Annotated in this window: 25 protein-coding genes; 16 read left to right on the plus strand and 9 right to left on the minus strand. The window is 59.9% G+C overall.

Annotated elements, in window-relative coordinates; translation table 11 throughout:
• Positions 1-163: 163 nt before the first annotated feature.
• From ACQZ60_RS06970 to ACQZ60_RS06980, 3 genes are all read right to left on the minus strand, one after another.
• The gene (locus tag ACQZ60_RS06970) at positions 164-1,093 is read right to left on the minus strand and encodes a DMT family transporter (protein WP_448734965.1); all 930 of its coding nucleotides are present in this window, start codon (positions 1,091-1,093) and stop codon (positions 164-166) included.
• Between the two features lie 93 nt (positions 1,094-1,186).
• On the minus strand, positions 1,187-1,921 hold the full coding sequence (locus ACQZ60_RS06975) for an AraC family transcriptional regulator (protein ID WP_448734966.1): 735 nt from the start codon (positions 1,919-1,921) through the stop codon (positions 1,187-1,189).
• Positions 1,922-2,048: 127 nt separating this feature from the next.
• The gene (locus ACQZ60_RS06980) at positions 2,049-2,225 is read right to left on the minus strand and encodes a hypothetical protein (protein WP_003496171.1); all 177 of its coding nucleotides are present in this window, start codon (positions 2,223-2,225) and stop codon (positions 2,049-2,051) included.
• Positions 2,226-2,464: 239 nt separating this feature from the next.
• Here ACQZ60_RS06980 and ACQZ60_RS06985 point away from each other — a divergent pair, with 239 nt between their 5' ends.
• Both ACQZ60_RS06985 and ACQZ60_RS06990 read left to right on the plus strand, forming a co-directional pair.
• Complete coding sequence (locus ACQZ60_RS06985; RefSeq protein WP_448734967.1) at positions 2,465-3,034, plus strand: P-loop NTPase family protein; 570 nt, start codon at positions 2,465-2,467, stop codon at positions 3,032-3,034.
• Positions 3,035-3,043: 9 nt separating this feature from the next.
• Positions 3,044-3,499: a type II toxin-antitoxin system RatA family toxin gene (locus ACQZ60_RS06990; protein WP_080852117.1), complete on the plus strand. Its 456-nt coding sequence runs from the start codon at positions 3,044-3,046 to the stop codon at positions 3,497-3,499.
• On the opposite strand, the gene ACQZ60_RS06995 is transcribed toward ACQZ60_RS06990, so the two are convergent.
• Both ACQZ60_RS06995 and ACQZ60_RS07000 read right to left on the minus strand, forming a co-directional pair.
• The gene (locus tag ACQZ60_RS06995) at positions 3,481-3,990 is read right to left on the minus strand and encodes a CinA family protein (protein ID WP_448734968.1); all 510 of its coding nucleotides are present in this window, start codon (positions 3,988-3,990) and stop codon (positions 3,481-3,483) included. The two genes, ACQZ60_RS06990 and ACQZ60_RS06995, sit on opposite strands and share 19 nt — an antisense overlap.
• Positions 3,987-5,174 carry a bifunctional 2-C-methyl-D-erythritol 4-phosphate cytidylyltransferase/2-C-methyl-D-erythritol 2,4-cyclodiphosphate synthase gene (locus ACQZ60_RS07000; RefSeq protein ID WP_448734969.1) on the minus strand — a complete coding sequence of 396 codons (1,188 nt, stop codon included), beginning with the start codon at positions 5,172-5,174 and terminating at the stop codon, positions 3,987-3,989. Before ACQZ60_RS07000 ends, ACQZ60_RS06995 begins: the two co-directional genes overlap by 4 nt.
• Before the next feature lie 276 nt (positions 5,175-5,450).
• Here ACQZ60_RS07000 and dusB point away from each other — a divergent pair, with 276 nt between their 5' ends.
• The 8 genes from dusB (at position 5,451) to hflX (ending at position 16,207) form a co-directional block, all read left to right on the plus strand.
• Complete coding sequence (gene dusB, locus ACQZ60_RS07005) at positions 5,451-6,467, plus strand: tRNA dihydrouridine synthase DusB (protein WP_448734970.1); 1,017 nt, start codon at positions 5,451-5,453, stop codon at positions 6,465-6,467.
• Positions 6,464-7,612 (plus strand): two-component system sensor histidine kinase NtrB, encoded by a 1,149-nt coding sequence (locus tag ACQZ60_RS07010; protein WP_448734971.1) that lies wholly within the window; start codon positions 6,464-6,466, stop codon positions 7,610-7,612. Before dusB ends, ACQZ60_RS07010 begins: the two co-directional genes overlap by 4 nt.
• Positions 7,609-9,060 (plus strand): nitrogen regulation protein NR(I), encoded by a 1,452-nt coding sequence (gene ntrC, locus ACQZ60_RS07015; RefSeq protein WP_003521350.1) that lies wholly within the window; start codon positions 7,609-7,611, stop codon positions 9,058-9,060. Before ACQZ60_RS07010 ends, ntrC begins: the two co-directional genes overlap by 4 nt.
• 150 nt (positions 9,061-9,210) lie before the next feature.
• Positions 9,211-11,472, plus strand: a complete 2,262-nt coding sequence (locus tag ACQZ60_RS07020) for an ATP-binding protein (RefSeq protein WP_448734972.1) — start codon at positions 9,211-9,213, stop codon at positions 11,470-11,472.
• Positions 11,462-12,826 carry a nitrogen assimilation response regulator NtrX gene (ntrX, locus tag ACQZ60_RS07025; RefSeq protein ID WP_003521348.1) on the plus strand — a complete coding sequence of 455 codons (1,365 nt, stop codon included), beginning with the start codon at positions 11,462-11,464 and terminating at the stop codon, positions 12,824-12,826. The genes ACQZ60_RS07020 and ntrX overlap by 11 nt, the downstream gene beginning before the upstream one ends.
• Positions 12,827-12,874: 48 nt before the next feature.
• Positions 12,875-14,251 (plus strand): Trk system potassium transporter TrkA, encoded by a 1,377-nt coding sequence (gene trkA / locus ACQZ60_RS07030; RefSeq protein ID WP_003521347.1) that lies wholly within the window; start codon positions 12,875-12,877, stop codon positions 14,249-14,251.
• Between the two features lie 184 nt (positions 14,252-14,435).
• Entirely contained in the window at positions 14,436-14,678 is a 243-nt protein-coding gene (hfq, locus tag ACQZ60_RS07035) for an RNA chaperone Hfq (protein ID WP_003496145.1), read from the plus strand.
• 92 nt (positions 14,679-14,770) lie between these two features.
• Positions 14,771-16,207, plus strand: a complete 1,437-nt coding sequence (hflX, locus tag ACQZ60_RS07040) for a GTPase HflX (protein ID WP_448734973.1) — start codon at positions 14,771-14,773, stop codon at positions 16,205-16,207.
• 229 nt (positions 16,208-16,436) lie between these two features.
• Here hflX and mazG read toward each other — a convergent pair whose 3' ends face one another.
• On the minus strand, positions 16,437-17,282 hold the full coding sequence (gene mazG, locus ACQZ60_RS07045; RefSeq protein WP_448734974.1) for a nucleoside triphosphate pyrophosphohydrolase: 846 nt from the start codon (positions 17,280-17,282) through the stop codon (positions 16,437-16,439).
• A gap of 77 nt (positions 17,283-17,359) precedes the next feature.
• Entirely contained in the window at positions 17,360-17,992 is a 633-nt protein-coding gene (locus ACQZ60_RS07050) for a deaminase (RefSeq protein WP_448734975.1), read from the minus strand.
• Between the two features lie 218 nt (positions 17,993-18,210).
• Between ACQZ60_RS07050 and cysG the strand changes: the two genes are divergently transcribed.
• From cysG to ACQZ60_RS07075, 5 genes are all read left to right on the plus strand, one after another.
• Positions 18,211-19,674 (plus strand): siroheme synthase CysG, encoded by a 1,464-nt coding sequence (gene cysG / locus ACQZ60_RS07055; protein WP_448734976.1) that lies wholly within the window; start codon positions 18,211-18,213, stop codon positions 19,672-19,674.
• Positions 19,667-19,981: a DUF2849 domain-containing protein gene (locus ACQZ60_RS07060; RefSeq protein ID WP_035217422.1), complete on the plus strand. Its 315-nt coding sequence runs from the start codon at positions 19,667-19,669 to the stop codon at positions 19,979-19,981. The genes cysG and ACQZ60_RS07060 overlap by 8 nt, the downstream gene beginning before the upstream one ends.
• Positions 19,982-19,989: 8 nt before the next feature.
• Positions 19,990-21,660, plus strand: coding sequence for a nitrite/sulfite reductase (locus ACQZ60_RS07065; protein WP_003521340.1), 1,671 nt, complete (start codon positions 19,990-19,992; stop codon positions 21,658-21,660).
• A gap of 10 nt (positions 21,661-21,670) precedes the next feature.
• Positions 21,671-22,177 (plus strand): DUF934 domain-containing protein, encoded by a 507-nt coding sequence (locus ACQZ60_RS07070; protein WP_059752880.1) that lies wholly within the window; start codon positions 21,671-21,673, stop codon positions 22,175-22,177.
• 146 nt (positions 22,178-22,323) lie between these two features.
• Complete coding sequence (locus ACQZ60_RS07075) at positions 22,324-23,136, plus strand: ferredoxin--NADP reductase (RefSeq protein WP_035264028.1); 813 nt, start codon at positions 22,324-22,326, stop codon at positions 23,134-23,136.
• Between the two features lie 58 nt (positions 23,137-23,194).
• Here ACQZ60_RS07075 and ACQZ60_RS07080 read toward each other — a convergent pair whose 3' ends face one another.
• Positions 23,195-24,481, minus strand: coding sequence for an MFS transporter (locus tag ACQZ60_RS07080; RefSeq protein WP_448734977.1), 1,287 nt, complete (start codon positions 24,479-24,481; stop codon positions 23,195-23,197).
• 195 nt (positions 24,482-24,676) lie between these two features.
• Between ACQZ60_RS07080 and ACQZ60_RS07085 the strand changes: the two genes are divergently transcribed.
• Entirely contained in the window at positions 24,677-25,180 is a 504-nt protein-coding gene (locus ACQZ60_RS07085; RefSeq protein WP_196377794.1) for a hypothetical protein, read from the plus strand.
• Positions 25,181-25,218: 38 nt separating this feature from the next.
• On the opposite strand, the gene ACQZ60_RS07090 is transcribed toward ACQZ60_RS07085, so the two are convergent.
• The gene (locus ACQZ60_RS07090; RefSeq protein ID WP_269827749.1) at positions 25,219-26,022 is read right to left on the minus strand and encodes an endonuclease/exonuclease/phosphatase family protein; all 804 of its coding nucleotides are present in this window, start codon (positions 26,020-26,022) and stop codon (positions 25,219-25,221) included.
• Between the last annotated feature and the right edge of the window lie 92 nt (positions 26,023-26,114).

Here is a 26,114-nt window from a genome sequence, read left to right on the forward strand (position 1 = left end):
GATATACGCTCTCTCCACCGTCATGCTCGGGCTTGTCCCGAGCATCTGCAACCTATCGATTGTACGATACGTGATTGGATCCTCGGGACGGGCCCGAGGATGACGTGAGTAGGAGGCGAGGCTTGTGAAATGGCTCCGCCACCTGTTCCCGACCTTCAACCGATCACACCACAACCTTCTCCGGCCTATGCGCCCGCATGCACAAGATCACACTCAGCACCACCGAACATATTGCCACGACCTCAATCAGTGTCGGGCCACGCCCTTCCCAGAGAAAACCGTAAAGCAGCGCAAACAGCGTTTCAAACAGGATCATCTGCCCGACCATGGTGAGCGGCAGAAGGCGACTCATGCGGTTCCATAAGGCATTGCCGAGGATGGAGGCAGTGAAACCCAGCCCGGCTGCAACAGCCACAAAATGCAGCCATTCTCCCGAACGATGGCTTTCGCCGCCAAAGCCAAAGGCCGGGATGGCGAGCGTGAGCGCAAGCCCACCGGTCACCACACCCGTCATCATGTTCCAGTCATCGGCGCTGACATCGTGAAGGCGGGAGAGCCAGCGGGCGTTACCGACGGCAAATGCTGTCCATGACGCCAGCGCACCAAGCGCACAGGCAAGCCCGATGACGCGAGAGACATCGAGCCCGGCATCGTTTTCCGTTAGCGACTGCCAGGAAATGCCGATAATCCCCATCGCGCCGAAGGCGAGCGACGGCCACAGCCGCTTCAGCGACACCGCGCCGTGATCGCGGCTGCCGATGATGGTGACGGCGACGGGCAGGAAACCGATGATGATCGAGGTGAAGGCGACACCGCTCAATTTCACCGCCGTCGATATGAAGACGTAGTAGGCGATGTTGCCGATCATGCTCAGCCACCCGAGTGCTATCCACTCCCGCGCGCCAAAATGCGCCGACACGCGTTTCAGGCGCGGCCCGATGATGATGAGGGAAATCAGCCCATAGGTGAGATAACGCGCCGTCGACAGTTGCAGGGCCGAAAAATCCGGCACTAGTTTCGGGGCGAGAAAAATCCCACCCCAAAGCGCACCCGCCAGCATGCCGTAAAAAACACCGAGACCTGTTCTGTTCATGTCATTTCACATCCGCATTCACATTTGCCTGCGATGTGCCACAGCCCTCTGCGGCTGTCTTGACAAAAACTCCTGACGGATATGCTGGCGGTTTTAATGAAACCCGTAGGTCCGACGGTAGGCTGCGGGCGTTTCACCCACTGCATTGCGCATGGCGCGCGTCAGTGCAGTCTGGTCTGAAAAACCGGCCCGCAAGGCGATCTCGGCAATAGGCAGGGTGGAATTGCTGAGCAATGCGCAGACCTTGTCCATGCGCAGCCCGGCCAGCCAGCGGTGAGGCGGGAGGCCGAATTCCTCGAGAAACAGCGCATGCAGGCGGCTGTCGCTGATCGTCACGCAGGAGGCCAGCATCTCGATGGTCCAGGGGAAGAACGGCTCCGCCCTGATAAGTGCAACGAGCCTGTGCAGGCGTTGGCGGATGTCGGCTTTCTCATTGGCAAGGCTGTCGACCAGGAGCGGCGCCCATAGGCCGGCAATATCGTCGCGTCGCCCCTCTGTTCCGATGACGCCGCGCATATAGGCAATCAATTGCCACGTATCCTGCGCTATGTCGAGAAACGGCGATCGAACGAATTTCTCGAGCGTTTGCTCGGGAAGGGCGCCTTCATCGATATCGACCACCAGCGAGTGGTTTCTTGCCGTCGCTTCCTGCGTATGCGGCGCGTCGCGATGGATGAACACGCCGCGTCCGGTCGACAATTCGTCCTGCCGTCCGGCGACATCGATCAGAAGACGCCCGGAGACCGGAAGAACGATCTGAACGAAGCCATGTCGTTCCTTCGGTCTTTCTTCCCTGTAGGTTCTGATATCGGCGGATGCGGCTGTCATGACGCTGTCGTTTCCATTGTGCAAAGAAATGGCCGCCTCGAAAAAGCGGCCAGTTCATCGTTTGATTATGACATCGTCTTGAAGATTGGGCCAGTCGGCTTTATCGGTCGGCTCTGCGCGCCGGCAATTAACAGTCTTCCTTGGCGGTCGATTCGCCGCGTTTGCGTTTGCGCAGAACCGGCTTGTTCTCTCTCGCCTCGCATTTCGCGACGTCGATCAGATAGGCAAGCACGGGCATGCCGTTCATCGATGCGAGTTGCTTGGCGGATTCGAGAAGGTTGATGATGTTGGAAAAATCGTCCATCGGCTCACTCAGTGGCTCAAAGCGGTTATATGTCGGGTCTGAACCCAAGGATGAATACGCTGGGTGAAATCGGGAGCTTCCAGCGCCGTTGCATCCAATGGGTGTAATATTAGTCGCAAATAAATAGCAATCCCTGCGACGGGGTTACAATAGTCAATTTTCCGTAACTGTCATGCGCGGCGAAGATATCGCTGCGGGGCGATGGCAGAAAAATCCAGCAGTCAGATGAGGTTTCTGAAATGCCAAACTATCTTCACAGGGTGGAAGATGCTGCTGCGATCATCGCCGGGGCGCAGCGAATCATGGTCGTGGGCTGTTCCGGCGGCGGCAAGTCGACGCTTTCGCAGAAGCTCGCGCGCAATTTCGGACTTCGCTACATCTCCATGGATCGCGATGTTTTCTGGCTGCCCGGCTGGCAGGTGCGCCCGCGCGACGAGCAGCGAGAGAGGATAGCCACCATCATTACCGAGGAGCGCTGGCTGATGGACGGCAGCAATCCGTCGTCTTTCGATATACGGCTGCCGCGATCCCACATCGTTTTGTGGGTGCGCATGCCGCGCTGGCTCTGCCTGTGGGGCGCCGTCAGCCGGGCGATCAAGGGCTATGGCAAGGCCCGTCCGGAAATGGCGGAGGGGTGCCCCGAAAGAATAGACATCGAATTCCTGCGCTATATCTGGAATTTCGAGCGGCGCCATACGCCCATCTTCGAGCAGAATTTCGCGCTTTATGGTCCTGATGTGCCGGTATTCCAGCTGAAAAGCCGAAAACAGTTTCGCCGCCTTCTTGATCTTCTGCGTATCGAGGATTAACTGCCGCTCATGCCACAGTTCGAAACGCATCGCCACGTCAAACACTCGCCCGACCGCATGTACGACCTCGTCGCCGATGTGGAGAAATATCCGCAGTTTCTGCCCCTTTGCGAGGCGCTCACCATCCGCTCGCGCAAGGAGCGCGATGGCAAGGTGCTGCTGGTGGCGGATATGACGGTGGGCTACAAGGCCATTCGCGAAACCTTCACCACGCAGGTGCTGCTGAACCCGGCCGAGCGCGCCATCGACGTGAAATATATCGACGGCCCGTTCAAATATCTCGACAATCGCTGGCGTTTCGAGGCCTCGGACGAGGGCGGATCGGCCATTCATTTCTTCATCGATTATGAGTTCAAGAACCGTCTGCTCGGCGCGGTGATGGGGTCGATGTTCGACCGGGCCTTCCGCATGTTCGCCGAAGCCTTCGAAACGCGTGCCGACAAAATTTATACGGACCCGGTCTGATTGAGGGCTATCAGCATCTCAAGCGCGGTCCTCACCGTCGCAAGCCGGATTTCGGTGCGGCCGATATCTCCGTAACGCATTTCCTTATGCAGGCTACCGCCATTGCGCGCTCTGGCGGCCAGATGCACCAGCCCCACCGGCTTGTCGGGGGAGCCGCCACCCGGGCCGGCAATACCGGTTACCGCCACCGCAAAATCCGCCCGTGAACGGAAGAGGGCGCCATGCGCCATCTGCAACGCTGTCTGTCGGGATACCGCGCCGAAATTCGCCAGTGTTTCGGCGCCAACGCCCAGCATGTCCATCTTGGCTTCATTGGTATAGGTGACAAAACCACGGTCAACGACAGCGGAGGAGCCGGCAATCTCCGTCAGGGCACCGGCGATCAGGCCGCCAGTGCAGCTTTCCGCGGTCGAGACCATGAAGCCATGCGCGGTGAAATCGGTAATGATCTGTCGCGCCAGATCTTCTATGTCGGCGGGAAAAAGGCTCATAAAGGTCTGCCCCTGTAGACGACCGTAGCGGTGGCGATTGCAGCAATGCCTTCCCGGCGGCCGACGAAACCGATGGTCTCATTGGTCGTCGCCTTCACCGAGCAGCGTTCCAGCGCGATGCCGAGCATGTCCGAGAGCGCTTCGCGCATGGCCTGGCGGTGCGGGCCGATGCGCGGCGCTTCCGCAATCAGCGAGACATCGGCATTCATGATCGTGCCGCCATTGTCGCGCACCACTTTGGCCGCATGTTCGAGGAAGATGCGCGAGGCCGCTCCCTTCCATTGCGGATCGGAAGGCGGGAAGTGATCGCCGATATCGCCAGCACCACAGGTGGCGAGCAGCGCATCCGTCAGCGCATGCAAGGCTACATCCGCATCCGAATGACCTTTGAGTTTCTGGTCGTGTTCGATGAAGACGCCGCACAGCGTCACGCCGTCGCCGGCCTCCAGCTGATGCACGTCGTAACCATTGCCGGTGCGCACGTCCGGCAATCCGTGGGAGAGCTTTTCATCGGCCATGGCGATATCCCGCTTGAGAGTGAGTTTTACATTGTCGACCGAACCTTCGGTCAGCGTCACCGTTAGTCCCGCCCATTCGGCGATCGAAGCATCATCGGTAAAATCGGATTTTCCGGAGGCGGCAGCGGCGCGGTGCGCGGCGAGAATATCGCCGTAGCCGAAACTCTGCGGTGTCTGCGCGGCATAAAGCCCCTGCCGGGAAACTGTCTCCACGACGCGACCATCCGAGCCGCGCTTCAGGGTGTCGGTGACGGAAAGGGCAGGCAGAACGCCGCTGGCGCCGGCCCGGTGCAGGGCGACGATCCGTTCCAGCATGTCTACGGCGATGAAAGGCCGCACGGCATCATGGATCATCACATGCGTCAGCTCTTCCGAGGCGAGCGCTTCCAACCCGGCAAGCACCGATTGCTGGCGTGTCGCACCGCCCGTGACGGTAACGATCCGCTCTCCGGCATCAAGCCGCTGGAGGATCGGCGACAGCAGTGCCGCATCGTCGGCATGACTGACGATCACGATGGGGGAGGCATGATCCCAGTCGAGGAATGTCGACAATGTATGCTCGATCACGGCCCTGCCTCCGATAGGGCGATATTGTTTCGGCCCTTCCTCGGGAGAGCCCGCTCTTTCACCGCGTCCGGCGGCGACGATGACGATGCCGAGTTTCATAGTACTTTCCTGCATTGGTCTTATGCTTTGCGCGCAACCCTTAGCGGTTGACAGTCCTGCTCTAGCGTTTCAAAACCCGGATGGCCAGCCCGATAAGACGCGCATTCGCCCCTGCATGCTGCAGGATCAGCCACCATTGCGTGTTCGAACCTGCACAAATTGCTGCCGACAGCAAAACAGGCAGGCAGTCGCCTAGCAAATAAAAGGTGCAACCCTCTAAAAGTGCTTGGCAACTGCACAAACACTGTCTAAAAATAATGCAAATAACCCTTCTGCATGAAAGATCATCAATTGCATCTTCCGGAGTTGTCAGAACCGTTCAGCATCGGCTCAGTCACGATCCGTAATCGTGCCGTGCTGGCGCCCATGTCGGGCGTGACGGATCTGCCGTTCCGGCAGCTCGCCTGGCGTTATGGCGCGGGCCTCGTCGTTACGGAAATGGTGGCAAGCCGTGAGCTCGTCGCCAACCGAGGCGAATCCTGGGCGCGGCTGAAAAATGCCGGCATGGTTCCGCATATGGTGCAGCTTGCCGGGCGCGAGGCGCATTTCATGGCAGAGGCAGCGAAGATCGCGGCCGATAATGGCGCCGGCATCATCGACATCAATATGGGCTGTCCTGCCAAGAAGGTGACGGGCGGTTATTCCGGCTCGGCTTTGATGCGCGATCCCGATCATGCACTCTCGCTCATCGAGGCGACGGTCAATGCAGTCGACGTGCCTGTGACGCTGAAGATGCGGCTCGGCTGGGACGAGAACACCATCAATGCGCCGGAGATCGCCCGCCGCGCCGAAGCCGCAGGCGTCCAGCTCATCACCATTCACGGCCGCACCCGTATGCAGTTTTACGAGGGACGGGCGGACTGGGATGCCATCCGCGCCGTGCGCGAGGTGATTTCCGTGCCGCTGATCGCCAATGGCGACGTTGAAACAGCCGAAGATGCGCGGGAAATCCTGCGCCGCTCGGGCGCGGATGCCGTCATGGTCGGTCGCGGCGCGCAGGGGCAGCCCTGGCTACCGGCGGTGCTTGCCGGACATTCAGCGCCGCACCGCGACGATATTCCCGCTATCGCCATCGAACATTACGAGATGATGCTGGAATTTTACGGAAGGGAAGCCGGTCTCCGGCATGCCCGCAAGCATCTCGGCTGGTATCTCGACCGTTTCGCGCCAGAGATCGCCACGCCTGACAAGGCTGAAATCATGACATCGCGTGACACGGCGGAAGTGGCGGATCTGCTGCGCTCCGCCCTTAGCGAAAATGCGGGCGAAGACGCCGCAAGGAAGGCCGCATGAGCGCTGACAAACACAGCCCGGTAGATGGAAACCCGCTTGCCATGGCGGTTCTGAACGCGGTGCAGAACCCTGTTATTCTGGTGGATGCCGAAGGTTTCATCGCCTTCGCCAACTGGGAAGCCGAAGCATTTTTTGGGGCGAGCGCCTCCCATCTCGCCCGCTACCGCGTTTCCACCTTCATTCCCTTCGGCAGCCCGCTTCTTGCGTTGATCGATCAGGTGCGGGAGCGTCGCGCGCCGGTCAACGAATATCGCGTCGATCTGAGTTCGCCGCGTCTTGGCCAGGACAAGCTGGTCGATCTTTACGTTGCGCCCGTTGTCAGCGAACCGGGATCGGTGGTCGTCGTTTTCCAGGAAAGGTCGATGGCCGACAAGATCGACCGGCAATTGACCCACCGGGCGGCGGCGCGCTCCGTTACCGGCCTTGCCTCCATGCTCGCGCATGAGATCAAGAACCCGCTGTCCGGCATTCGCGGCGCTGCCCAGCTGCTGGAGACATCGGTTGCCGATGAAGACAGGGCGCTGACGCGGCTGATCTGCGACGAGACCGACCGCATCGTCTCGCTGGTCGACCGTATGGAGGTGTTTTCCGACGAGCGGCCGGTGGATCGCGTGCCAGTCAACATCCATTCCGTGCTCGATCATGTGAAGGCCATCGCCAAGGCCGGCTTTGCCCGCAATATCAAGATTTCTGAGAACTACGACCCGTCGCTGCCGCCTGTTTATGCCAATCGCGACCAGCTGGTGCAGGTCTTTCTCAATCTGGTGAAGAATGCGGCGGAAGCCGTGGGCAATCAGCCGGATGGCGAGATCATCCTCACCACCGCCTATCGCCCCGGCATGCGGCTTTCGGTCGCCGGCAGCCGCGAGCGCATCTCGCTGCCGCTCGAATTCTGCGTGCATGACAATGGCCCGGGCGTTCCGGCCGATCTGCTGCCGCATCTTTTCGATCCCTTCATCACCACCAAGACGAATGGTTCGGGCCTCGGGCTGGCGCTTGTCGCCAAGCTGATCGGCGCCCATGGCGGCATTGTCGAATGCGACAGCCAGAACCACCGCACGACTTTCCGCGTATTGATGCCCGTCTCGCCGGAAGTGGCGCTCGACGACCGCTCTTTGCCGAACACGACAGGAAATGACCAATGACAGCTACGATCCTCGTCGCCGATGATGATGCCGCAATCCGCACGGTGCTGAACCAGGCGCTGAGCCGCGCCGGTTACGACGTGCGCATCACCTCCAATGCCGCCACGCTCTGGCGCTGGGTTTCGGCGGGTGAGGGCGATCTTGTCGTAACCGATGTCGTGATGCCGGATGAAAACGCCTTTGACCTGCTGCCGCGCATCAAGAAGGCCCGCCCGGACCTGCCGGTTCTGGTCATGAGTGCGCAGAACACCTTCATGACGGCCATCAAGGCCTCGGAAAAAGGCGCTTACGACTATCTGCCGAAGCCCTTCGACCTGACGGAACTGATCGCCATCATCGGCCGCGCTTTGTCGGAGCCGAAGCGCAAGCCGGCGAAGCTCGATGACGACATGCAGGACGGTATGCCGCTCGTTGGCCGCTCTGCCGCGATGCAGGAAATCTACCGCGTTCTCGCCCGCCTGATGCAGACCGACCTGACGCTGATGATAACGGGCGAATCCGGTACGGGTAAGGAACTGGTGGCGCGCGCGCTGCATGACTACGGCAAGCGCCGCAACGGCCCCTTCGTCGCCATCAACATGGCAGCTATTCCGCGCGACCTGATCGAATCCGAACTCTTCGGCCATGAGAAGGGCGCCTTCACCGGCGCGCAGAACCGTTCGACCGGCCGTTTCGAACAGGCCGAGGGCGGCACGCTCTTCCTCGATGAAATCGGTGACATGCCGATGGATGCCCAGACACGGCTGCTGCGCGTATTGCAGCAGGGCGAATATACCACGGTGGGCGGTCGCACGCCGATCCGCACCGATGTCCGCATCGTCGCCGCCACCAACAAGGACCTGAAGCAGTCGATCAATCAGGGCCTTTTCCGCGAAGACCTCTATTATCGCCTGAACGTCGTGCCGCTGCGGCTGCCGCCGCTGCGTGACCGCGCCGAGGATATTCCCGATCTGGTGCGCCATTTCATCCAGCAGGGCGAGAAGGAAGGTCTGGAAGGCAAGCGTTTCGAGAGCGAGGCGCTGGAGGTCATGAAGGCCTACGCCTGGCCGGGCAACGTGCGCGAGCTGGAAAACCTGATCCGCCGCCTGATGGCGCTTTATCCGCAGGAAGTCATCACCCGCGAGATCATCGAGCAGGAACTGCAATCGGATGTTCCCGACAGCCCGCTCGACAAGATGGCGGTTCGCACCGGTTCGCTCACCATTTCGCAGGCGGTGGAAGAAAATATGCGGGATTATTTCGCCAGTTTCGGCGATGGCCTGCCGCCGCCCGGCCTTTACGACCGCGTTCTGCGCGAACTCGAATATCCGCTGATTCTAGCGGCTCTGACTGCGACGCGCGGCAACCAGATCAAGGCTGCCGATCTTCTCGGCCTGAACCGCAATACGCTGCGCAAGAAAATCCGCGAGCTTGGCGTTTCCGTTTATCGCAGCTCCCGCCCAACCTGAGAATGTTGACAAGGCCGCATTTGTCGTTGCACTTTCGCCACATTGTGTTGCTTGAAAAACACTAGGAAGGAAAGAGATTCGCCAGTCTGAGGCGCGTCTCGCCTGACTTCAGAAATGTGGTGCTGGCTGGCCAGCGATTGGGAGTAGTGCATGCGGAAACCCGCCGCCGAAAACGCCGTTGCCGATGAAGCAGCGGGCATGGTGGTTGCCGATCGCAGGATGTCTTTCGCTTTGCCGGGGCTGGTGCTCGCCGGCGTCGCTCTCGTTTGCGCCATCCTCACCCTGTTCGTACTTCTGGGCGTCACGCCAATCGCGCCGACATCGAACGTCGTCATCGCCTCCGTCGTCATCAATTCGATCTTCGTGATCGGCCTGATCTTCCTCATCGGGCGCGAAATCAACCGGCTGCTGAAAGCGCGTAAAAAGGGCAGGGCGGCTGCTCGTCTGCATGTGCGCATCGTCGTGCTTTTCTCCATCGTGGCGATTACGCCCGCGGTGCTCGTCGCCATCTTCGCCAGTCTGACGCTGAATGTAGGCCTTGACCGCTGGTTTTCGCTGCGCACGCAGTCGATTGTCGATTCATCGAGCAATATCGCCCAGGCCTATATGATGGAGAATGCCGGTTATCTTCAGGGTCAGACCCTGTCGATGGCGACCGACCTCGACCGCAACCGTGCGCTTTTTTATCTGGATCGTACCGGCTTCGTCGATCTGATGACCCGTCAGGCCAAGGGGCGCGGCCTTCTCGGCGCGTTTCTGGTGCAGGAGGACGGCGACGCCGTTGCTCAGGCCGACATCAAGACCGAAAAACCGCTTCCCGCCATCCCGCATGACGCGCTTGAAAAGGCGGCCGCCGGCCAGCCGACGCTGATACCGCCCGGTATCACCAACCTCGTCGGCGCCATTATCAAGCTCGAAGGCATCAGCGGCACCTTCCTTTACACGGTGCGCGCCGTCGATCCCAAGGTGATGAGCGCGATGCGGCTGATGGAGGAGAACCGTGCCGAATACAAGGCGATGGAGGCAGGCCGCGCGCCGCTGCAGATCGCCTTTGCAATTCTTTATCTCGGTTTCGCGCTGATCGTGCTTCTCGCCGCCATCTGGACGGCGATTGCGGTGGCCGACCGTATCGTGCGGCCGATCCGTCTCCTCATCAGTGCGGCAGACAGTGTCGCCACCGGCAACATGCATGTGCTGGTTCCCGTCCGCGCGGTCGATGGCGACGTCGGGCGACTGTCGCGCACCTTCAACAAGATGGTCTCGGAACTGCGTAGCCAGCAGGAACAAATCATCGAGGCCAAGGACGATATCGACGACCGCCGCCGCTTCATCGAGGCCGTGCTGTCAGGCGTTACCGCCGCCGTCATCGGCGTCGATGAGAACCGCAGGATCACCATCGTCAATCCGTCGGGCGAAGAATTCCTGGCGCAGCCATCCGAGCAGCTTATCGGCGCGCAACTGTCGGAGATCGCACCCGAAATCGAACAGGTCGTCAACGAGGCCAATACCTGGTCACGCGGCAACTTCCGCAAGCAGATCAACATCATGCGGCGCGGCAAGGAACGGACGCTCAATGTGCAGGTGACCCGTGAGGACGCCCGCGACAGCCGTGACAGCTACGTCATCACCCTCGACGACATCACCGATCTCGTCATCGCCCAGCGTTCGACCGCATGGTCGGATGTGGCGCGCCGCATCGCGCATGAAATCAAGAATCCGCTGACGCCGATCCAGCTTTCCGCCGAGCGTATCAAACGCCGTTTCGGCAAGCAGATCGACGAGAGCGACCGCGCCGTTTTCGACCAGTGTACGGACACCATCGTCCGGCAGGTCGGCGATATCGGCCGGATGGTGGACGAATTCTCGGCTTTTGCGCGCATGCCGAAGCCGACGAAAGAAAAGTCGGACCTGCGGGCGATCCTGAAGGATGCCGCATTCCTGCGCGAGATCAGCGCCGCCGATACGAAATTCTCAACCGAACTGGGCGATATCCCGCTGGAGGGCATGTTCGATGCCCGCATGCTGGGTCAGGCCTTCGGCAATCTCATCAAAAATGCGACGGAAGCCATCGAGGCGGTGGAAGGCGAAAAACGGCCGGGTAAGATTCTGGTGCGCGCCGCTTTCGACGAAGCCAATTCGCGTTTCGTGGCTGACATCATCGACAATGGCCGCGGCCTTCCCGTCGAGAACCGTCACCGCATTCTCGAACCTTATATGACGATGAGGGACAAGGGCACGGGCCTCGGCCTCGCCATCGTCAAGAAAATCATCGAAGAGCATGGCGGGTATCTGGAGCTCCACGATGCCCCGCCGGAGTTCGATCACGGCCACGGCGCCATGATCAGAGTGCTGCTGCCCTATATCGAGGCGGTCGGCGGCGAAAATAACAAGGAAGCAGCATATGGCGTCTGATATTCTGGTCGTGGATGACGAGGCGGACATTCGCGAAATCGTAGCGGGCATTCTTTCCGACGAGGGCCACGAGACCCGCATGGCGTTCGACAGCGACAGCGCGCTGGCCGCCATTTCGGAGCGCGTGCCGCGCCTCATCTTTCTCGATATCTGGATGCAGGGCTCGAAGCTCGACGGTCTGGCGCTGCTGGATGAGATCAAGAGCCGCCACCCCGAAATCCCGGTGGTCATGATTTCCGGTCACGGCAATATCGAAACCGCCGTCAACGCCATCAAGCGCGGCGCTTTCGACTTTATCGAGAAGCCGTTCAAGGCCGACCGTCTCATTCTGATCGCCGAGCGGGCGCTGGAAAACTCCAAGCTGAAGCGCGAGGTTCAGGAACTCAAGAAGCGTACCGGTGACGCGGTAGAACTCGTCGGTGCGTCGCTTGCGGTGTCGCAGCTTCGTCAGACCATCGACCGGGTTGCTCCCACCAACAGCCGCATCATGATCCTCGGCCCCTCCGGTTCAGGCAAGGAACTTGTGGCGCGCATGGTGCACAAGAAGTCCTCGCGTGCGAGCGGACCCTTCGTGGCGCTCAATGCCGCGACGATCACACCCGACCGCATGGAAATCGCGCTTTTCGGAACGGAGGGCCTTCCCGGACAACCGCGCAAGGTGGGCGCTCTGGAAGAAGCCCATCGCGGCGTGCTTTATCTCGATGAAGTCGGCGAAATGCCGCGCGAGACGCAGAACAAGATCCTGCGCGTGCTGGTCGATCAGCAGTTCGAGCGCGTCGGCGGCGGCAAGCGGGTGAAGGTGGATGTGCGCATCATTTCCTCGACCGCCCATCACCTCGAAAGCCTGATCGCCGAAGGCCAGTTCCGCGAAGATCTCTATCATCGCCTCGCCGTCGTGCCGGTGAAGGTGCCGGCGCTTTCCGAGCGGCGCGAGGATATTCCTTTCCTCGTCGATATGTTCATGCGCCAGATTTCCGAGCAGGCCGGCATCCGCCCGCGCAAGATCGGTGACGACGCCATGGCCGTTCTCCAGACGCATGACTGGCCGGGCAATATCCGCCAGCTGCGCAACAATATCGAGCGGCTGATGATTCTCGCCCGTCCCGAAGGCGGCGAAGCGCCGATCTCGGCCGACATGCTGCCGTCGGATATTGGCGACATGCTGCCGAAGATTTCGGCGCAGGGCGATCAGCACATCATGACCCTGCCGTTGCGCGAAGCCCGTGAAATGTTCGAGCGCGACTATCTCATGGCGCAGATCAACCGCTTCGGCGGCAATATTTCGCGAACGGCGGAATTTGTCGGCATGGAACGGTCTGCACTGCATCGCAAACTGAAATCTCTCGGCGTATAAGGAAAGAAGGCGCTTCGCCGTAACCGATTATTCCGTCAGAGAGACAGCATGAAAGTCATCATTTGCGGCGCAGGGCAGGTGGGTTACGGCATCGCCGAACAATTGTCGCGGGAGGATAATGAGGTATCGGTCATCGATACCGCCGCGCCGCTCATCACCGCCATTACCGAGACGCTGGATGTGCGCGGTTATGTCGGCCATGGCGCGCATCCCGACATGCTGGCCAAGGCCGGCGCCGACCAGGCCGACATGATCATCGCCGTGACCTTGCATGACGAGATCAATATCGTCGCCTGCGAGGTGGCGCATGCGCTCTTCAGCGTGCCGACCAAGATCGCCCGCATCCGCGACCAGAGCTATCTGAAGCCGGAATATGCCGATCTCTTCAGCCGCGAGAACATGTCCATCGACGTAACGATTTCGCCGGAAGTCGAAGTCGGCAAGATGGTGCTCCGGCGCATCGCCTTTCCGGGCGCAACGGATGTGGTGCGTTTCGCCGACGACACGATCTACATGCTGGCGATCGAATGCATGGAGGATTGCCCGGTCATCAACACGCCGCTGCAGCAGCTTTCCAGCCTCTTTCCAGACCTCATCGCCACGGTGGTGGGCGTGTATCGGGATGGTATCCTCAAGGTGGCGCATTCTTCGGAACAGTTGCGGGTGGGTGACCTTGCCTATGTCATCTGCCAGCGCCAGCACGCCCGTCGCACCCTAAGCCTTTTCGGCCATGAGGAGCAGGAAGCGCAGCGCATCGTGATTGCCGGCGCCGGCAATATCGGCCACTTCGTCGCACGCAAGATCGAGGAAATGCAGCCGAAAACGCGGGTGAAGATCATCGAGGCTGACCGCGACAGGGCGGTTGCCGCATCCGAACAGCTCAGCAATACCATCGTCATGCACGGCTCGGCGCTCGACCAGAAAATCCTGATGCAGGCGGATATTCAGGATGCCGATCTTATCGTGACGCTCACCAATAACGATCAGACCAATATTCTGGCGGCGGTGATTGCCAAGCAGCTCGGCTGCAAATCGAATCTGGCGCTTTTGAACAGTACGTCGTTCCACGACGTCGCCCGCTCTCTGGGGCTCGATGCCTATATCAACCCGCGGGCCGTGACCATCTCCCGCGTGCTTCAGCACGTTCGCAAGGGTCGTATCCGCTCAGTCTATGCCGTCCAGCGCGGCTCGGCGGAGGTGATCGAGGCGGAAGCGCTGGAGACGTCGCCGCTGGTCGGCCAGTCCTTCCGCGACATCGATATGCCGGAGGGTGTGCGCATTGGGGCGATCTATCGCGACGGCGTGGTGATCCGCCCGGATGGCAGCACGAAAATCAAGGCGAAGGACCGGGTCGTGCTGTTTGCATCCGCCGATGCGGTGCGCGACGTGGAACAACTTTTCCGTGTTTCGATACAATATTTTTGACTGTCCCGAATTGAAAATGTGGGTCAATACTCGTACTCATTCGGCTGTTTTGACCGTTGCGGAACGGAACACGATTTGATACCAGAGTTTGAGGTCGGCCAAGCGGGGGACAAGACTCGGCCGGCTTATTATTGATTGATTATTTTCCGGTATCCCTGCCGGCAAAAAAGAAAGAAGCGGCGCCATGGCGGAACGTTCTCAAAACCTTCAGGATCTCTTCCTCAATACCGTTCGTAAGCAAAAGATTTCGCTCACGATTTTCCTGATCAACGGCGTCAAGCTGACGGGCGTTGTTACCTCCTTCGACAATTTCTGCGTGCTTCTGCGCCGTGACGGTCATTCGCAGCTTGTCTACAAGCATGCAATCTCCACCATCATGCCCGGCCAGCCGATGCAGATGTTCGAAAGCGAAGAAGGCGCTGCCTGATCGGGCTCCCTCGACGGATATTCGACATAGACTGACCCGGACCGGGAACATTTTCCGTGCCGTCAGGTTAATCCCCATGGCCGCCCGCGCGGATGCGGTCGGCCGCAATCCTCTTTCTGGACAAGGCTGAACCCATTTCAACGCGCGACACCTCGAACGAATCGATTATTCCGGAGCAGGAAAAGCGCCGCGACGACATGCGTGCGGTCGTCCTCGTGCCGGTTCTCAAGCAGCGCGAAACGCGCGACGCGGCTGCCGGCCCGGCTGCCCCCGGCCGTTCGGTCGAAGCCAAGCTTGAGGAAGCAAAAGGACTGGCGCTCGCCATCGATCTGGAAGTGACGCAGGGTCTCATCGTTCCGGTGAACCAGCCGCGCCCCGCCACGCTGTTCGGAACCGGCAAGATCGAAGAAATCGGTCATCTTCTCGACGAGACCGATTCCGGCCTGGTGATCGTCGATCATCCTTTGACCCCGGTGCAGCAGCGCAATCTCGAAAAGCAGTGGAATTGCAAGGTCATCGACCGCACGGGCCTGATCCTTGAAATCTTCGGCCGCCGCGCCTCCACAAAGGAAGGCACGCTGCAGGTCGATCTTGCGCATCTGAACTACCAGAAGGGCCGCCTCGTCCGAAGCTGGACCCACCTTGAACGGCAGCGCGGCGGTGCGGGCTTCATGGGCGGTCCGGGTGAAACCCAGATCGAAGCCGACCGCCGGCTTTTGCAGGAACGCATCGTGAAGCTGGAGCGCGAGCTGGAGCAGGTGGTGCGCACGCGCCAGCTACACCGCGCGAAGCGCCGCAAGGTGCCGCATCCGATCGTCGCGCTGGTCGGTTACACCAATGCCGGCAAATCCACGCTGTTTAACCGCATCACCGGCGCCGGCGTTCTGGCGGAGGATATGCTGTTCGCCACGCTGGACCCGACCTTGCGCCGCATGAAGTTGCCGCATGGCCGCACCGTCATCCTGTCCGATACGGTCGGTTTCATTTCCGATCTTCCGACGCATCTGGTCGCCGCTTTCCGCGCCACTCTGGAAGAAGTGCTGGAAGCCGATCTCGTTCTGCATGTGCGCGATATGTCCGATCCGGACAACGCCGCCCAGTCTGCGGATGTGCTGCGTATTCTCGGTGACCTCGGCATTGACGAGAAAGAAGCGGAAAAGCGCATCATCGAGGTCTGGAACAAGGTCGACCGTCTCGAGCCGGAAGCGCATGACGCCATCATGCAGCGCGCCGAAGGTCGTTCGGATATCCGCGCCGTTTCGGCCATCACGGGTGAGGGCGTCGATGCCCTGATGGACGAGATTTCAAAGCGTCTTTCCGGTGTTCTGACGGAAACGACGGTGCTTCTGTCCGTCGAGCAATTGCCGCTGATCTCTTGGGTCTACAGCAATTCCATCGTCGACGGTCGCGAAGACCATGAGGACGGATCGGTTGCGCTCGATGTGCGCCTGTCGGAAGCGCAGGCGGCCGAACTGGAACGGAAGCTTGGTAAAGTGACTGTCCGCGAACGCGAGGACTGGGAGCGCTGAGCGCTCCTTGCATTGTCCCAAACTCTCTCCGTCATTCCGGCCTTGAGCCGGAATCCAGCCACGGCGCGTCTGCGCCGTGAGAAGAGCCTTTTGCGATCAAAGACTTGATCGCGCTGGACCCCGGACTAAATCCGGGGTGACGGTTGCGGATGCTGCGCTGCTGCCAGATGAATTCGGCAGTCATAATGGAAGTGCTGTGCCTTACCGGATTCACCGCATATCCCTGCGATCAGGATGAAACCGTATCAAGCGAACGTTCGATGCGTTTCGCCGCCTGCCAGAGATCTTCCATTCTCTCGAGGCTCGCTTCTTCCAGCGTTTCGCCATTTTGGCTGAGCGACGTTTCGATGTGATTGAAACGCCTGCGGAATTTCGTATTCGTACCGCGCAGCGCATCTTCCGGGTCGGCTTTGACATGCCGGCCGATATTGACGAGTGCAAAAATGAGATCGCCGAGCTCGTCCGAGACCTTCTCCGGTTTTCCCTCCGCCAGCGCCTCACGCAGTTCGGCGATTTCCTCCTCGATCTTGTCGAGAATGGGAGCGGGGTTCGACCAGTCGAAACCGGCACGCGCTGCCTGTTCCTGTAGCTTCAGGGCTTCGGTCAGCGCCGGCTGGCTGCGCTGTACGCCGCCCAGAAAACCTGCCTTGAAATCCTCGGTGATGCCGCGTCGCGCGCGTCGCTCCGCACGCTCGCGTTTTTCTTCCGCCTTGATGCGATCCCATTGCAGTTTGACGCCGTCCGGCGTGTCGGCGTCGGATACGGCGAAGACATGGGGATGCCGTCGGATCATCTTCGAGGTCACGGCATGCACTACGTCGCCGAAGGTGAATTCGCCCATCTCTTCGGCAATGCGGGCATGGAAAACCACCTGCAGCAGAAGGTCGCCCAGCTCCTCGCAAAGATCGTCCATGTCCTTTCGCTCGATGGCGTCGGCGACTTCATAAGCCTCTTCAATGGTATAGGGCTTGATCGTCTCGAAGGTCTGCACGACATCCCAAGGGCAACCGGTTTCCGGCTGCCGCAGGGCTTCCATGATCTCGATCAGGCGGGAAATATCCTTCGAGGCTTCCATAGTGTCTCAAACCTTCGTTCTTTGTTTCTGCGCATCGCCGGGACGGAAAATCGTCACGCACGTCCTGCGGAAATGCCCTAGTTCAATGGAATGTCGTTGCCGCTCTTCGACGACTGGTAGCTGGTGGAAAGATTGTCATAAGCGGCCTTGATGCGGGCTGTCTGCGCCTTCAACGTGGTCTTCAGCGGATCGTCTTCACCATCCACCAGATCGGCAATGAAATACGAATTCCAGAAGGCATTGTTGCGGCGATAGCCGCCCGGTTCCAGTCCGAAAACTTCCTTGAGGATTTTCAGGTCGTGAGGGATCGCGAAAGCGTCGCGGGAATCCTCGTGGCTGAAGAAGGAGTAGAAATTATCGAAGCCGGCCCAGGTGATGGCGGACATGCACATGGTGCAGGGTTCGTGGGTGGAGAGAAAAATCAGCTCCTTCGTGTTCGGCTTTTCGCCCAACTCGTAAAACCGTTTCAGCGTGTGTACTTCACCATGCCAGAGTGGATTTTCCAGCTCGTTATTGGTCTCGGCGATCACCAGCGACAGGTCCGATTTGCGCAGGATCGCCGCACCGAAAACCTTGTTGCCAAGGCTGACGCCACGCGCCGTCAAGGGCAGGATATCGTGTTCGATGACATCGAGAAGGCGGGCGGCGAGGGTGGGGCTGGTCAAGGGTCTGGTCCTTCGTGCCGCTCTAAGAAAAAGCGGTCTTCGCATGGGGAAATCGACAGTCGATGGTCGCTCCTTGTTCGGCGCGAGGACCCGCTTTGTCAAGGGATCGCGAGGGGATTCTCAGGGCTTGCGCAGGTGTGGAAAAGCATCGCCGGTTTGTTTTCCTCCAAAACCGGGGTCTTCGAGAAATAAAAATCCAGGTGCCGGAAAGGCTTGAATTTCTGTTTCTTCAATCTTGCACCGCAATGCGGGATATATGTCCAATGCACAACGAACATGATTTTTCCGCTGCTGGCGACCGCCTTTCAACCTTCCCCGCTTTCTTCCGGGTCGAGGGGCGGCAGGTCGCCGTGTTCGGAAATGGCGATGAAGCCTTCGCGAAGGTAAGGCTTCTCGCGAATACCAACGCGCATATCGTTGCCTATGCCGACCAGCCGGAAGCCGATTTTGCCCGTTATCTCAGCGAAAACGGCATTGATCATCGGGCTTTGGCTTTCGCCGGCAAATTGATCGAAGGCGCCACGCTGGTCTTCGCCGCTACCGGCGATGAGGCGCTGGACCGTGAGATCGTCACCGTCGCGCGCGCCGCGAAAATTCCCGCCAATGCGGTGGATCAGCCGGAATTTTGCGATTTCTTTACCCCCGCGCTCGTGACGCGCGCACCCGTCGCCGTGGCTATCGGCACGGAAGGGGCAGGGCCGGTTCTTGCCCAGATGATCCGCGCCCGCATCGACCAGATGCTGTCGCCGTCGCTTGGCAAGCTTGCGGGCCTTGCCGTGCAGTATCGTGACGCAGCCGAGGAGAACGTGCCGAAGGGCGCCTTGCGGCGCAATTTCTGGCGGCGGTTCTTTTCAGGTGCGGTGGCGGATGCCGTCGCCGTTGGCGACACGCTCTCCGCCCGTCAGGCCGTCGACCGCCTGCTGCAATCGCCCGAATGCAGCGAAGGCCGTATCTGGCTCGTCGGCGCAGGACCGGGCGCTGAAGATCTGCTGACGCTGCGCGCGCAGCGCGTGCTGATGGAAGCCGATGTGATCGTTTACGATGCGCTTGTGCCGCAGGCGATTGTCGATATGGGCCGCCGCGATGCCGAGCGGCTCTCCGTCGGCAAGCGCAAGGGTTGCCACAGCAAGTCGCAGGATGAGATCAACCGCCTGCTGGTGCGCCTCGGCAAAGATGGCAAGCGCGTCGTGCGCCTCAAATCCGGCGATCCGCTGGTCTATGGCCGGGCGGGCGAAGAAATGGCGGCGCTGCGCGAGGCCGGTATTGCCTATGAGATCGTGCCCGGCATCACGTCGGCCTTCGCCGCGGCTGCGGATTTCGAATTGCCGCTGACGCTGCGCGGTGTCGCTTCATCGCTGATTTTCACCACCGGCCACGATCTGGCCGGCGATGTCCTGCCCGATTGGGCCCGGCTTGCCGTCTCCGGCGCCACCATCGCCGTCTATATGGGCCGCAGTGTTGCTGCTTCGGTCGCGAAGCGGCTGATCGACGCGGGATTGGGTGTGGAAACCACGGTTGCCGTCATCGAAAATGCCAGCCGCGCGGATCGCCGCCTGCTGCATGGCACACTGAACGATCTGCCCGAACTCGAACATCGCGATGAACTGACCGGACCGGTCATGGTCATCATCGGCGATGCGGTGGCGGGCGCCAATTTTGACAGGTCCGAGGCGCTTGCATCGTCAGTGCGGCCGGCGGATTTCAAACGGGAGTATGTAAATGGCTGACAAGGTTTTGACCGCCAACCGCCTGAGCGATGGCATCGCCGTCTGGCTCGATGCCAACGGGGAGTGGACGGAGAACCTGCAGGGCGCAATCGTTGCCCGCCATGCGGAGGCCGTCGCCTCGTTCGAGGAAATCGGCAAGCGGGATTTTTCCGCCAACAAGGTCGTCGATGTGGCCGTCATCGATGTCGTCGAGGAGAACGGCAAGCTTTGGCCGACGCGTCTTCGCGAACGCATTCGCGCCGCCGGCCCCACCGTGCACTATGCCACCGGCTTCAAGCCGGCCGATGCAGCATTCATCGCAGTCTGAGGAAGAATATGTACCGTTACGACGAGTTCGATCACGCATTTGTTGAAGGCCGCGTGGCGCAGTTTCGCGATCAGGTCGAGCGCCGCCTTTCCGGCGAACTGGCCGAGGATGCGTTCAAGCCGCTGCGCCTGATGAACGGCGTCTATCTCCAGCTGCACGCCTATATGCTGCGCGTCGCCATTCCTTACGGCACGCTGAATTCGAAGCAGATGCGGATGTTGGCCCATATCGCCCGCAAATATGACCGGGGTTACGGCCACTTCACCACCCGCCAGAACATCCAGTACAACTGGCCGCGTCTTTCTGATACGCCGGATATCTTGTCCGAGCTGGCGAGCGTGGAAATGCACGCGCTTCAGACGTCCGGCAACTGCATTCGCAACGTCACCGCCGATCATTTCGCCGGTGCGGCCGCCGATGAGGTCGCCGATCCGCGTCCCTATGCGGAAATCCTGCGTCAGTGGTCTTCCGTGCACCCGGAATTCTCCTTCCTGCCGCGCAAGTTCAAGATCGCCGTCACCGGCGCCGAGCGCGACCGTGCCGCCATTCAGGTGCACGATATCGGCCTGCATCTGAAAAAGAACGACAAGGGTGAGATCGGGTTCGCCGTCTATGTCGGCGGCGGGCAGGGCCGCACGCCGATGATTGCCAAGAAAATCCGCGACTTCCTGCCGGAAGAGGACCTCTTGTCCTACACCACGGCGATCATGCGCGTTTATAACCTGCACGGCCGTCGCGACAACAAATACAAGGCGCGCATCAAAATCCTCGTGCACGAAACCGGTGCGGAAGAACTGGCCCGCCAGGTCGAGGTCGAGTTCGCTGAACTCAAGAACACCGAGTTGAAGCTTCCGGATGCCGATATTGCGGCAATCACCGCTTATTTCGCGCCGCCGGCATTGAAGGACCGGCCGGAAGGCTGGGAAAGCCTGGCGCGCTGGAAGCGGGCCGATGAAGGCTTTGCCCGTTTTGTCGAGCAGAACGTCGCGCCGCACAAGCATCCCGACTACGGCATGGTGACGATTTCGCTGAAGCCGATCGGCGGCATTCCGGGCGATGCGACCGATGAGCAGATGGAACTCGTCGCCGATATCGCCGCGGAATATGCCTTCGACGAAATCCGTATCAGCCATGAGCAGAACATCATTCTGCCGCATGTGGCGCTGGCCGATCTCGAACCGGTTTATCGCGCGCTGGTAGGCGCTGGCCTTGCGACCGCCAATGCCGGGCTGATCACCGATATCATTGCCTGTCCCGGGCTGGACTATTGCGCGCTCGCCAATGCGCGCTCCATTCCGGTGGCGCAGGAAATTTCCACCCGCTTCGGTTCGCCGGAGCGTCAGGCGGAAATCGGTGAGCTGAAGATCAAGATTTCCGGCTGCATCAATGCCTGCGGCCACCACCATGTCGGCCATATCGGCCTGCTGGGTGTGGAAAAGAAGGGCGCGGAACTCTACCAGATCACGCTTGGCGGATCGGGCGATGAGAACACCTCGATCGGTGAAATCATCGGCCGTGGCTTCGAGCCGGAAAAAGTCACCGACGCCATCGAAACCATCGTCGACACCTATCTCGGGCTTCGCCTTTCGAAGGAAGAAATCTTCCTCGAAGCCTATCGCCGCGTTGGACCGCAGCCATTCAAGGATGCGCTCTACGGTTCCGCTGCAGAAGCCGCCTGAGGAGAATGCCATGACGAAAATCTGGAACCGCGACGGCTTCGTGGAAAACGATCCCTGGGTGATCGAAACGGAAGAAGTGAAAGCGACGGCGGAGCAGAAGCCGGTGCTCCCACTTGCCGATTTTCTGGTTCGTGCCGCCGAAAGCAACGATATCGGCCTCGGTGTTCTGATCACGCCCGCCGACGATGTGACGCGGCTCGGCCCCTATCTCGACCGTATCGACCTTGTCGCCGTAAGCTTCCCGGCCTTCAATGACGGTCGCGGGTTCAGCCACGCTTCGCTGCTGCGCAGCCGTCTCGGTTTTGCGGGCGAGGTGAGGGCGGTTGGCGACGTCCTGATCGATCAGGTGCCGTTGATGTTGCGCACCGGTTTCACCAGCTTTGCGGTAACGAACGGCACGGCCATCCGCCGCCTGTCCGAAAATCGCCTGCCGGAAATCCCGGTTTATTACCAGCCGACAGCCAAGCCGGCGAGCGGCGGTGAGGCCTATAGCTGGCGTCGTCGTGCGTCTCTATGACACGTTGTGTGGAAATATGAGTTTTTGATACATATTTCCTACGCACATGGCAGTATTGACATTCTCATGCCTTCAAACCGGAGCAAAAATGGTATAATTGCCCGGTCGGAGAATGTCGCATCGAATAAGAATGGACGGAACCTGAAATGAACGCGCCAGCCAAGACGGAAGATTTCGCGATCAAGATACCTGACGGTGTTTACGCCGAGACGGTTTTATCGGTGGAACACTATACCGACCACCTGTTCCGTTTCCGCATGACGCGCCCGGCCGGCTTCCGTTTCCGTTCCGGCGAATTCGCCATGATCGGCCTGATGGTCGGCGACAAGCCGATCTACCGCGCCTATTCCATCGCCAGCCCCGCCTGGGATGAAGAACTGGAATTCTTTTCGATCAAGGTTCCGAACGGGCCGCTGACATCGCATCTTCAGGCAATCAAGCCCGGCGATACCGTCCTGATGCGCAAGAAGCCGACAGGCACGCTGGTTCTGGATGCGCTGACGCCCGGCAGGCGGCTTTACATGTTCTCCACCGGTACCGGCATCGCGCCTTTCGCGAGCCTGATCCGTGACCCGGAGACCTATGAGAAGTTCGAGGAAGTCATCCTCACCCATACCTGCCGCGACGTGGCCGAGCTGAAATACGGCTTCGATCTGGTCGAGGAAATCCGCAACCACGAATTTCTGAACGAGATCGTCGGTGACAAGCTGAAGCATTATGCGACCGTCACCCGCGAAGACTACCCCTTCAAGGGCCGCATCACCACGCTGATCGAGAACGGCAAGCTGTTTGCGGATCTCGGCGTCCCGGCGCTCGATCCCGAAATCGATCGCGGCATGATCTGCGGTTCCTCGGCAATGCTGAAGGACACCAAGGAGCTTCTGGAAAAAGCCGGCCTGAACGAAGGCGCCAATAACAAGCCCGCCGAATTCGTGATCGAGCGCGCTTTCGTCGGTTGATCAGACAACAAACGATGAGATTTCAGGAGGCCGTCAGGCCTCCTTTTTGTTTGCGCCTTCAGTGCCGTTGGTGAGAGGCGGCGTCGTCATCCTGTTTCGGCGCTATCTCGTTGCGATGAAGAATAAAAAGCCCGATGGCGATAGCGGCAATGCCGCCGCCGACGAGATGCGACAGCGAATAACCGCCCTTCGTCACCAGCCAGCCTGCGACGACATTGCTGAACGATGCGCCGATACCCTGAACCATCATGACGCTGGCAAGGCCGACATTAAAACGACCGGTGCCCTTCAAAATCCTCTCCACCGCAACCGGGGTGACGATGCCGAGCAGGCCCGCGCCAACGCCATCGAGAAATTGCACCGGGAAGATCACCCAGAAATCCGTGAAGGCTGAGGCGAGGAAACCGCGTATCGGCAACGCGATCAGCGCGATGATGAAAACGGTCGAGAGACCGAAACGGCGTATCAGCCATGGGGCTATTGCGGCGACAAAGATCATCGCGAATTGCGCGACGCCGGTAATGATGGCGGTGGTGCGGAAGGGCGTCTGCAGTTCGATGGCGAAATCCTGCGCGATCAACCGGCTCATCGGCGCGTTGCCGAAGTGGAAAACAAGCAGAATGATGGCGAGAAAGATCAGCCCGCGCTCCTGCAGCAGCACCTTGATGCCGGACGGGCCGGGTTCTCCCTTGTCTTCGGCAAGGCCGCGGGCGACGTTGTGGTCGATTCGATCAGGGTCGATGGCCGCTGTCGCGACCAATGCGCCTGCAGCGGTCAGCAGCATGAGGCCGATGATACCGTTCATGTCGAAGAAGGTAACCACCACATAGGTCGCGAAAAGCGAGGCGAAATTGCCGCCGTGGTTCCAGAACTCGTTGCGTGAAATCTGATGGGAGAACAGGCGTTCGCCGACAAGGCCGAGTGTGAGGCCAGCAAGTGTCGGCCCGACTACGGCGCCGACGACGGCCGTCATGATCTGACCGGTCCAGACGATCCATGCATCCGGAAAGATCAGCGTGATCAGCGCGCCGATGGTCACAAGGATGACGGGAATGGCGATCAGCATCCTTTTCCACGTCGTGCCATCCACCAGTGCGCCACAGAGCGGCGTGGCAAGCAGACCGACGAGGCCACCCACCGTGGCAATCATGCCCAGCGAAAGCGAAGACCAGCCCTTTGTCGCTAAAAAGGCATCCAGAAACGGCCCAAGGCCGTCGCGGGCATCGGCAAGGAAAAAATTCAGCGCTGCAAGGGCAAAAAGCGTGCGGTCTGAAATGCCGCCGCTGCGGGGCAGACCACCGGAAGGAAGGCTGCCGCGCGCTGCCAGAATGCCGATTGTCGTCATGAAATATGCTCCGAAAATATGCGCGAAAGGATGGGAAATTGATCGAGGCTGGCGAGAAACATCTGTGCCCGCATTTGGTTGCACCGACACAACGGAAATATTGGTCCGCCGATATTTTTGACGGTTGCAGAACAGGCCGAAGGAACGTTTGCCGGCGCAAGCGAGTTAGCCTTCGTAGAAAAACGGATACTCGCCATGAAGACCAAGGCTTTTGCGATTTTATTTTCTGCCGGATTGCTCGGTGCACAACCCGCGCATGCGGATGAACGCGAGTTCCTCTCGTCGCTGAAAGGCACCTGGGCGGGCAAGGGAACCGTGATTACCCGCATTGGCACGCCGCCGATCAGCGTGAACTGTACGCTCAACTCCAATACCGGAGCATCTTCGCTCAACATGTCCGGCACTTGTCGGGGACTGCTTGTGGTAAAGCGCGCAATCGCCGCCGATCTCTCAGCGAAGGGTGGGCGCTATAGCGGCGCTTATACCGGCCCTTCCGGCCGCCCGTCTGCCCTTTCCGGCACGAGACAGGGAAATGCGATCAACCTGACCGTCCGCTGGAATCGCGATATCAACGGTGACCGTGTCGCCGCCATGACCATTGAAAAGGTTGGCGATAATGGCCTGCGGTTGCGCACCACCGACAAGGACGCACGGACCGGCAAAACGGTGGTGACGAGCGATATCCGGCTTGTGCGCTAAGACAATCGTGAGAAAATAACGGATGGGACGTTCGAAACTTAGCGGAATTCGAGCAGCAGGGGGCAATGGTCCGAGACCTCAGGCTGTCTCACCACATCGAAGTGATCGACTTCTACAGCCGGATTGACCAGCATGTAATCCGCATAGCGGTTCGGTTTGGCATAATGCGAGGTCCGGGTGTCGGTAAAGCCGCGCGTGGTGACAAGTTCGGTGAGATCCAGTTCCTGCAACACGGCAAAGGTTTCGCTCTCAGGCAGAATATTAAAGTCGCCGCAGACGACGATCCTGTCGCCATTTTCCGCTATGTTTTTCACAAGTTGGACGAGGCGTTTTGCCTGCGCCAGGCGGGCGGAGGTATCGTGCTTGCCGTCGAGGTCGCGCAGCCCATGCATATGGGCGATGACGGCGGGTTGACCGGTCATGAAGTCGAAAATCCTGATGGCGTGGCCCGTTCGTGAACGTGGGTGATCGCCATATCCATCCGCAGAGAAGGCGCCATGCACGAAACCCTGCGCCTGCGCAACGATGGCGATGGACTTGCGCACGAAGGTCGCCAGTCCCCATTGGGAAGGATATCGAGTCTCGCCCAGCCAGAGATCGCCCTGCGCCGCGGGGCAGAACACTGCTACGTGATCGGGCAGAGCGTCCGCGACATCCCGCAGGAAATTCGCCCTTTGCGGCAAGTCAATGCCGTGATCGCGATAACTCAGCCAGTCCTGCGTGGCGGCCGGTGTGTGCACCACTTCCTGCAGACATAAGATATCGGGATCGGACGAGGCGATATAGGGGACAAGTTCGTCGTGGAGCTTTCCGCCCCAGCCGTTCAGGCAAATCAGACGCATTCCCACTCCATCCCCATGTCGCAGCGTCATCTGTTTAACACGGGCTATGCCAGGATCAACCATGCGGAAGCGTGATCGCCAGATAACGAAAA

The sequence above is a fragment of the Agrobacterium sp. 22-223-1 genome (assembly GCF_053522385.1).

Bases quoted from the DNA above. Each gene is read 5' to 3' on its own strand.
- ACQZ60_RS07085 (WP_196377794.1), top strand. From the start codon at position 24,677: ATGAAGACCAAGGCTTTTGCGATTTTATTTTCTGCCGGATTGCTCGGT.
- ACQZ60_RS07020 (WP_448734972.1), top strand. From the start codon at position 9,211: ATGCGGAAACCCGCCGCCGAAAACGCCGTTGCCGATGAAGCAGCGGGC.
- ACQZ60_RS06980 (WP_003496171.1), bottom strand. From the start codon at position 2,225: ATGGACGATTTTTCCAACATCATCAACCTTCTCGAATCCGCCAAGCAA.
- ACQZ60_RS07070 (WP_059752880.1), top strand. From the start codon at position 21,671: ATGACGAAAATCTGGAACCGCGACGGCTTCGTGGAAAACGATCCCTGG.
- ACQZ60_RS06995 (WP_448734968.1), bottom strand. From the start codon at position 3,990: ATGAGCCTTTTTCCCGCCGACATAGAAGATCTGGCGCGACAGATCATT.
- ntrC (WP_003521350.1), top strand. From the start codon at position 7,609: ATGACAGCTACGATCCTCGTCGCCGATGATGATGCCGCAATCCGCACG.
- ACQZ60_RS07075 (WP_035264028.1), top strand. From the start codon at position 22,324: ATGAACGCGCCAGCCAAGACGGAAGATTTCGCGATCAAGATACCTGAC.
- trkA (WP_003521347.1), top strand. From the start codon at position 12,875: ATGAAAGTCATCATTTGCGGCGCAGGGCAGGTGGGTTACGGCATCGCC.
- ACQZ60_RS06990 (WP_080852117.1), top strand. From the start codon at position 3,044: ATGCCACAGTTCGAAACGCATCGCCACGTCAAACACTCGCCCGACCGC.
- ACQZ60_RS07010 (WP_448734971.1), top strand. From the start codon at position 6,464: ATGAGCGCTGACAAACACAGCCCGGTAGATGGAAACCCGCTTGCCATG.
- hflX (WP_448734973.1), top strand. From the start codon at position 14,771: ATGCGGTCGGCCGCAATCCTCTTTCTGGACAAGGCTGAACCCATTTCA.
- ACQZ60_RS07065 (WP_003521340.1), top strand. From the start codon at position 19,990: ATGTACCGTTACGACGAGTTCGATCACGCATTTGTTGAAGGCCGCGTG.
- cysG (WP_448734976.1), top strand. From the start codon at position 18,211: ATGCACAACGAACATGATTTTTCCGCTGCTGGCGACCGCCTTTCAACC.
- ACQZ60_RS07000 (WP_448734969.1), bottom strand. From the start codon at position 5,174: ATGAAACTCGGCATCGTCATCGTCGCCGCCGGACGCGGTGAAAGAGCG.
- ACQZ60_RS07050 (WP_448734975.1), bottom strand. From the start codon at position 17,992: ATGCGAAGACCGCTTTTTCTTAGAGCGGCACGAAGGACCAGACCCTTG.
- dusB (WP_448734970.1), top strand. From the start codon at position 5,451: ATGAAAGATCATCAATTGCATCTTCCGGAGTTGTCAGAACCGTTCAGC.
- ntrX (WP_003521348.1), top strand. From the start codon at position 11,462: ATGGCGTCTGATATTCTGGTCGTGGATGACGAGGCGGACATTCGCGAA.
- mazG (WP_448734974.1), bottom strand. From the start codon at position 17,282: ATGGAAGCCTCGAAGGATATTTCCCGCCTGATCGAGATCATGGAAGCC.
- ACQZ60_RS07080 (WP_448734977.1), bottom strand. From the start codon at position 24,481: ATGACGACAATCGGCATTCTGGCAGCGCGCGGCAGCCTTCCTTCCGGT.
- hfq (WP_003496145.1), top strand. From the start codon at position 14,436: ATGGCGGAACGTTCTCAAAACCTTCAGGATCTCTTCCTCAATACCGTT.
- ACQZ60_RS06970 (WP_448734965.1), bottom strand. From the start codon at position 1,093: ATGAACAGAACAGGTCTCGGTGTTTTTTACGGCATGCTGGCGGGTGCG.
- ACQZ60_RS06985 (WP_448734967.1), top strand. From the start codon at position 2,465: ATGCCAAACTATCTTCACAGGGTGGAAGATGCTGCTGCGATCATCGCC.
- ACQZ60_RS06975 (WP_448734966.1), bottom strand. From the start codon at position 1,921: ATGACAGCCGCATCCGCCGATATCAGAACCTACAGGGAAGAAAGACCG.
- ACQZ60_RS07090 (WP_269827749.1), bottom strand. From the start codon at position 26,022: ATGCGTCTGATTTGCCTGAACGGCTGGGGCGGAAAGCTCCACGACGAA.
- ACQZ60_RS07060 (WP_035217422.1), top strand. From the start codon at position 19,667: ATGGCTGACAAGGTTTTGACCGCCAACCGCCTGAGCGATGGCATCGCC.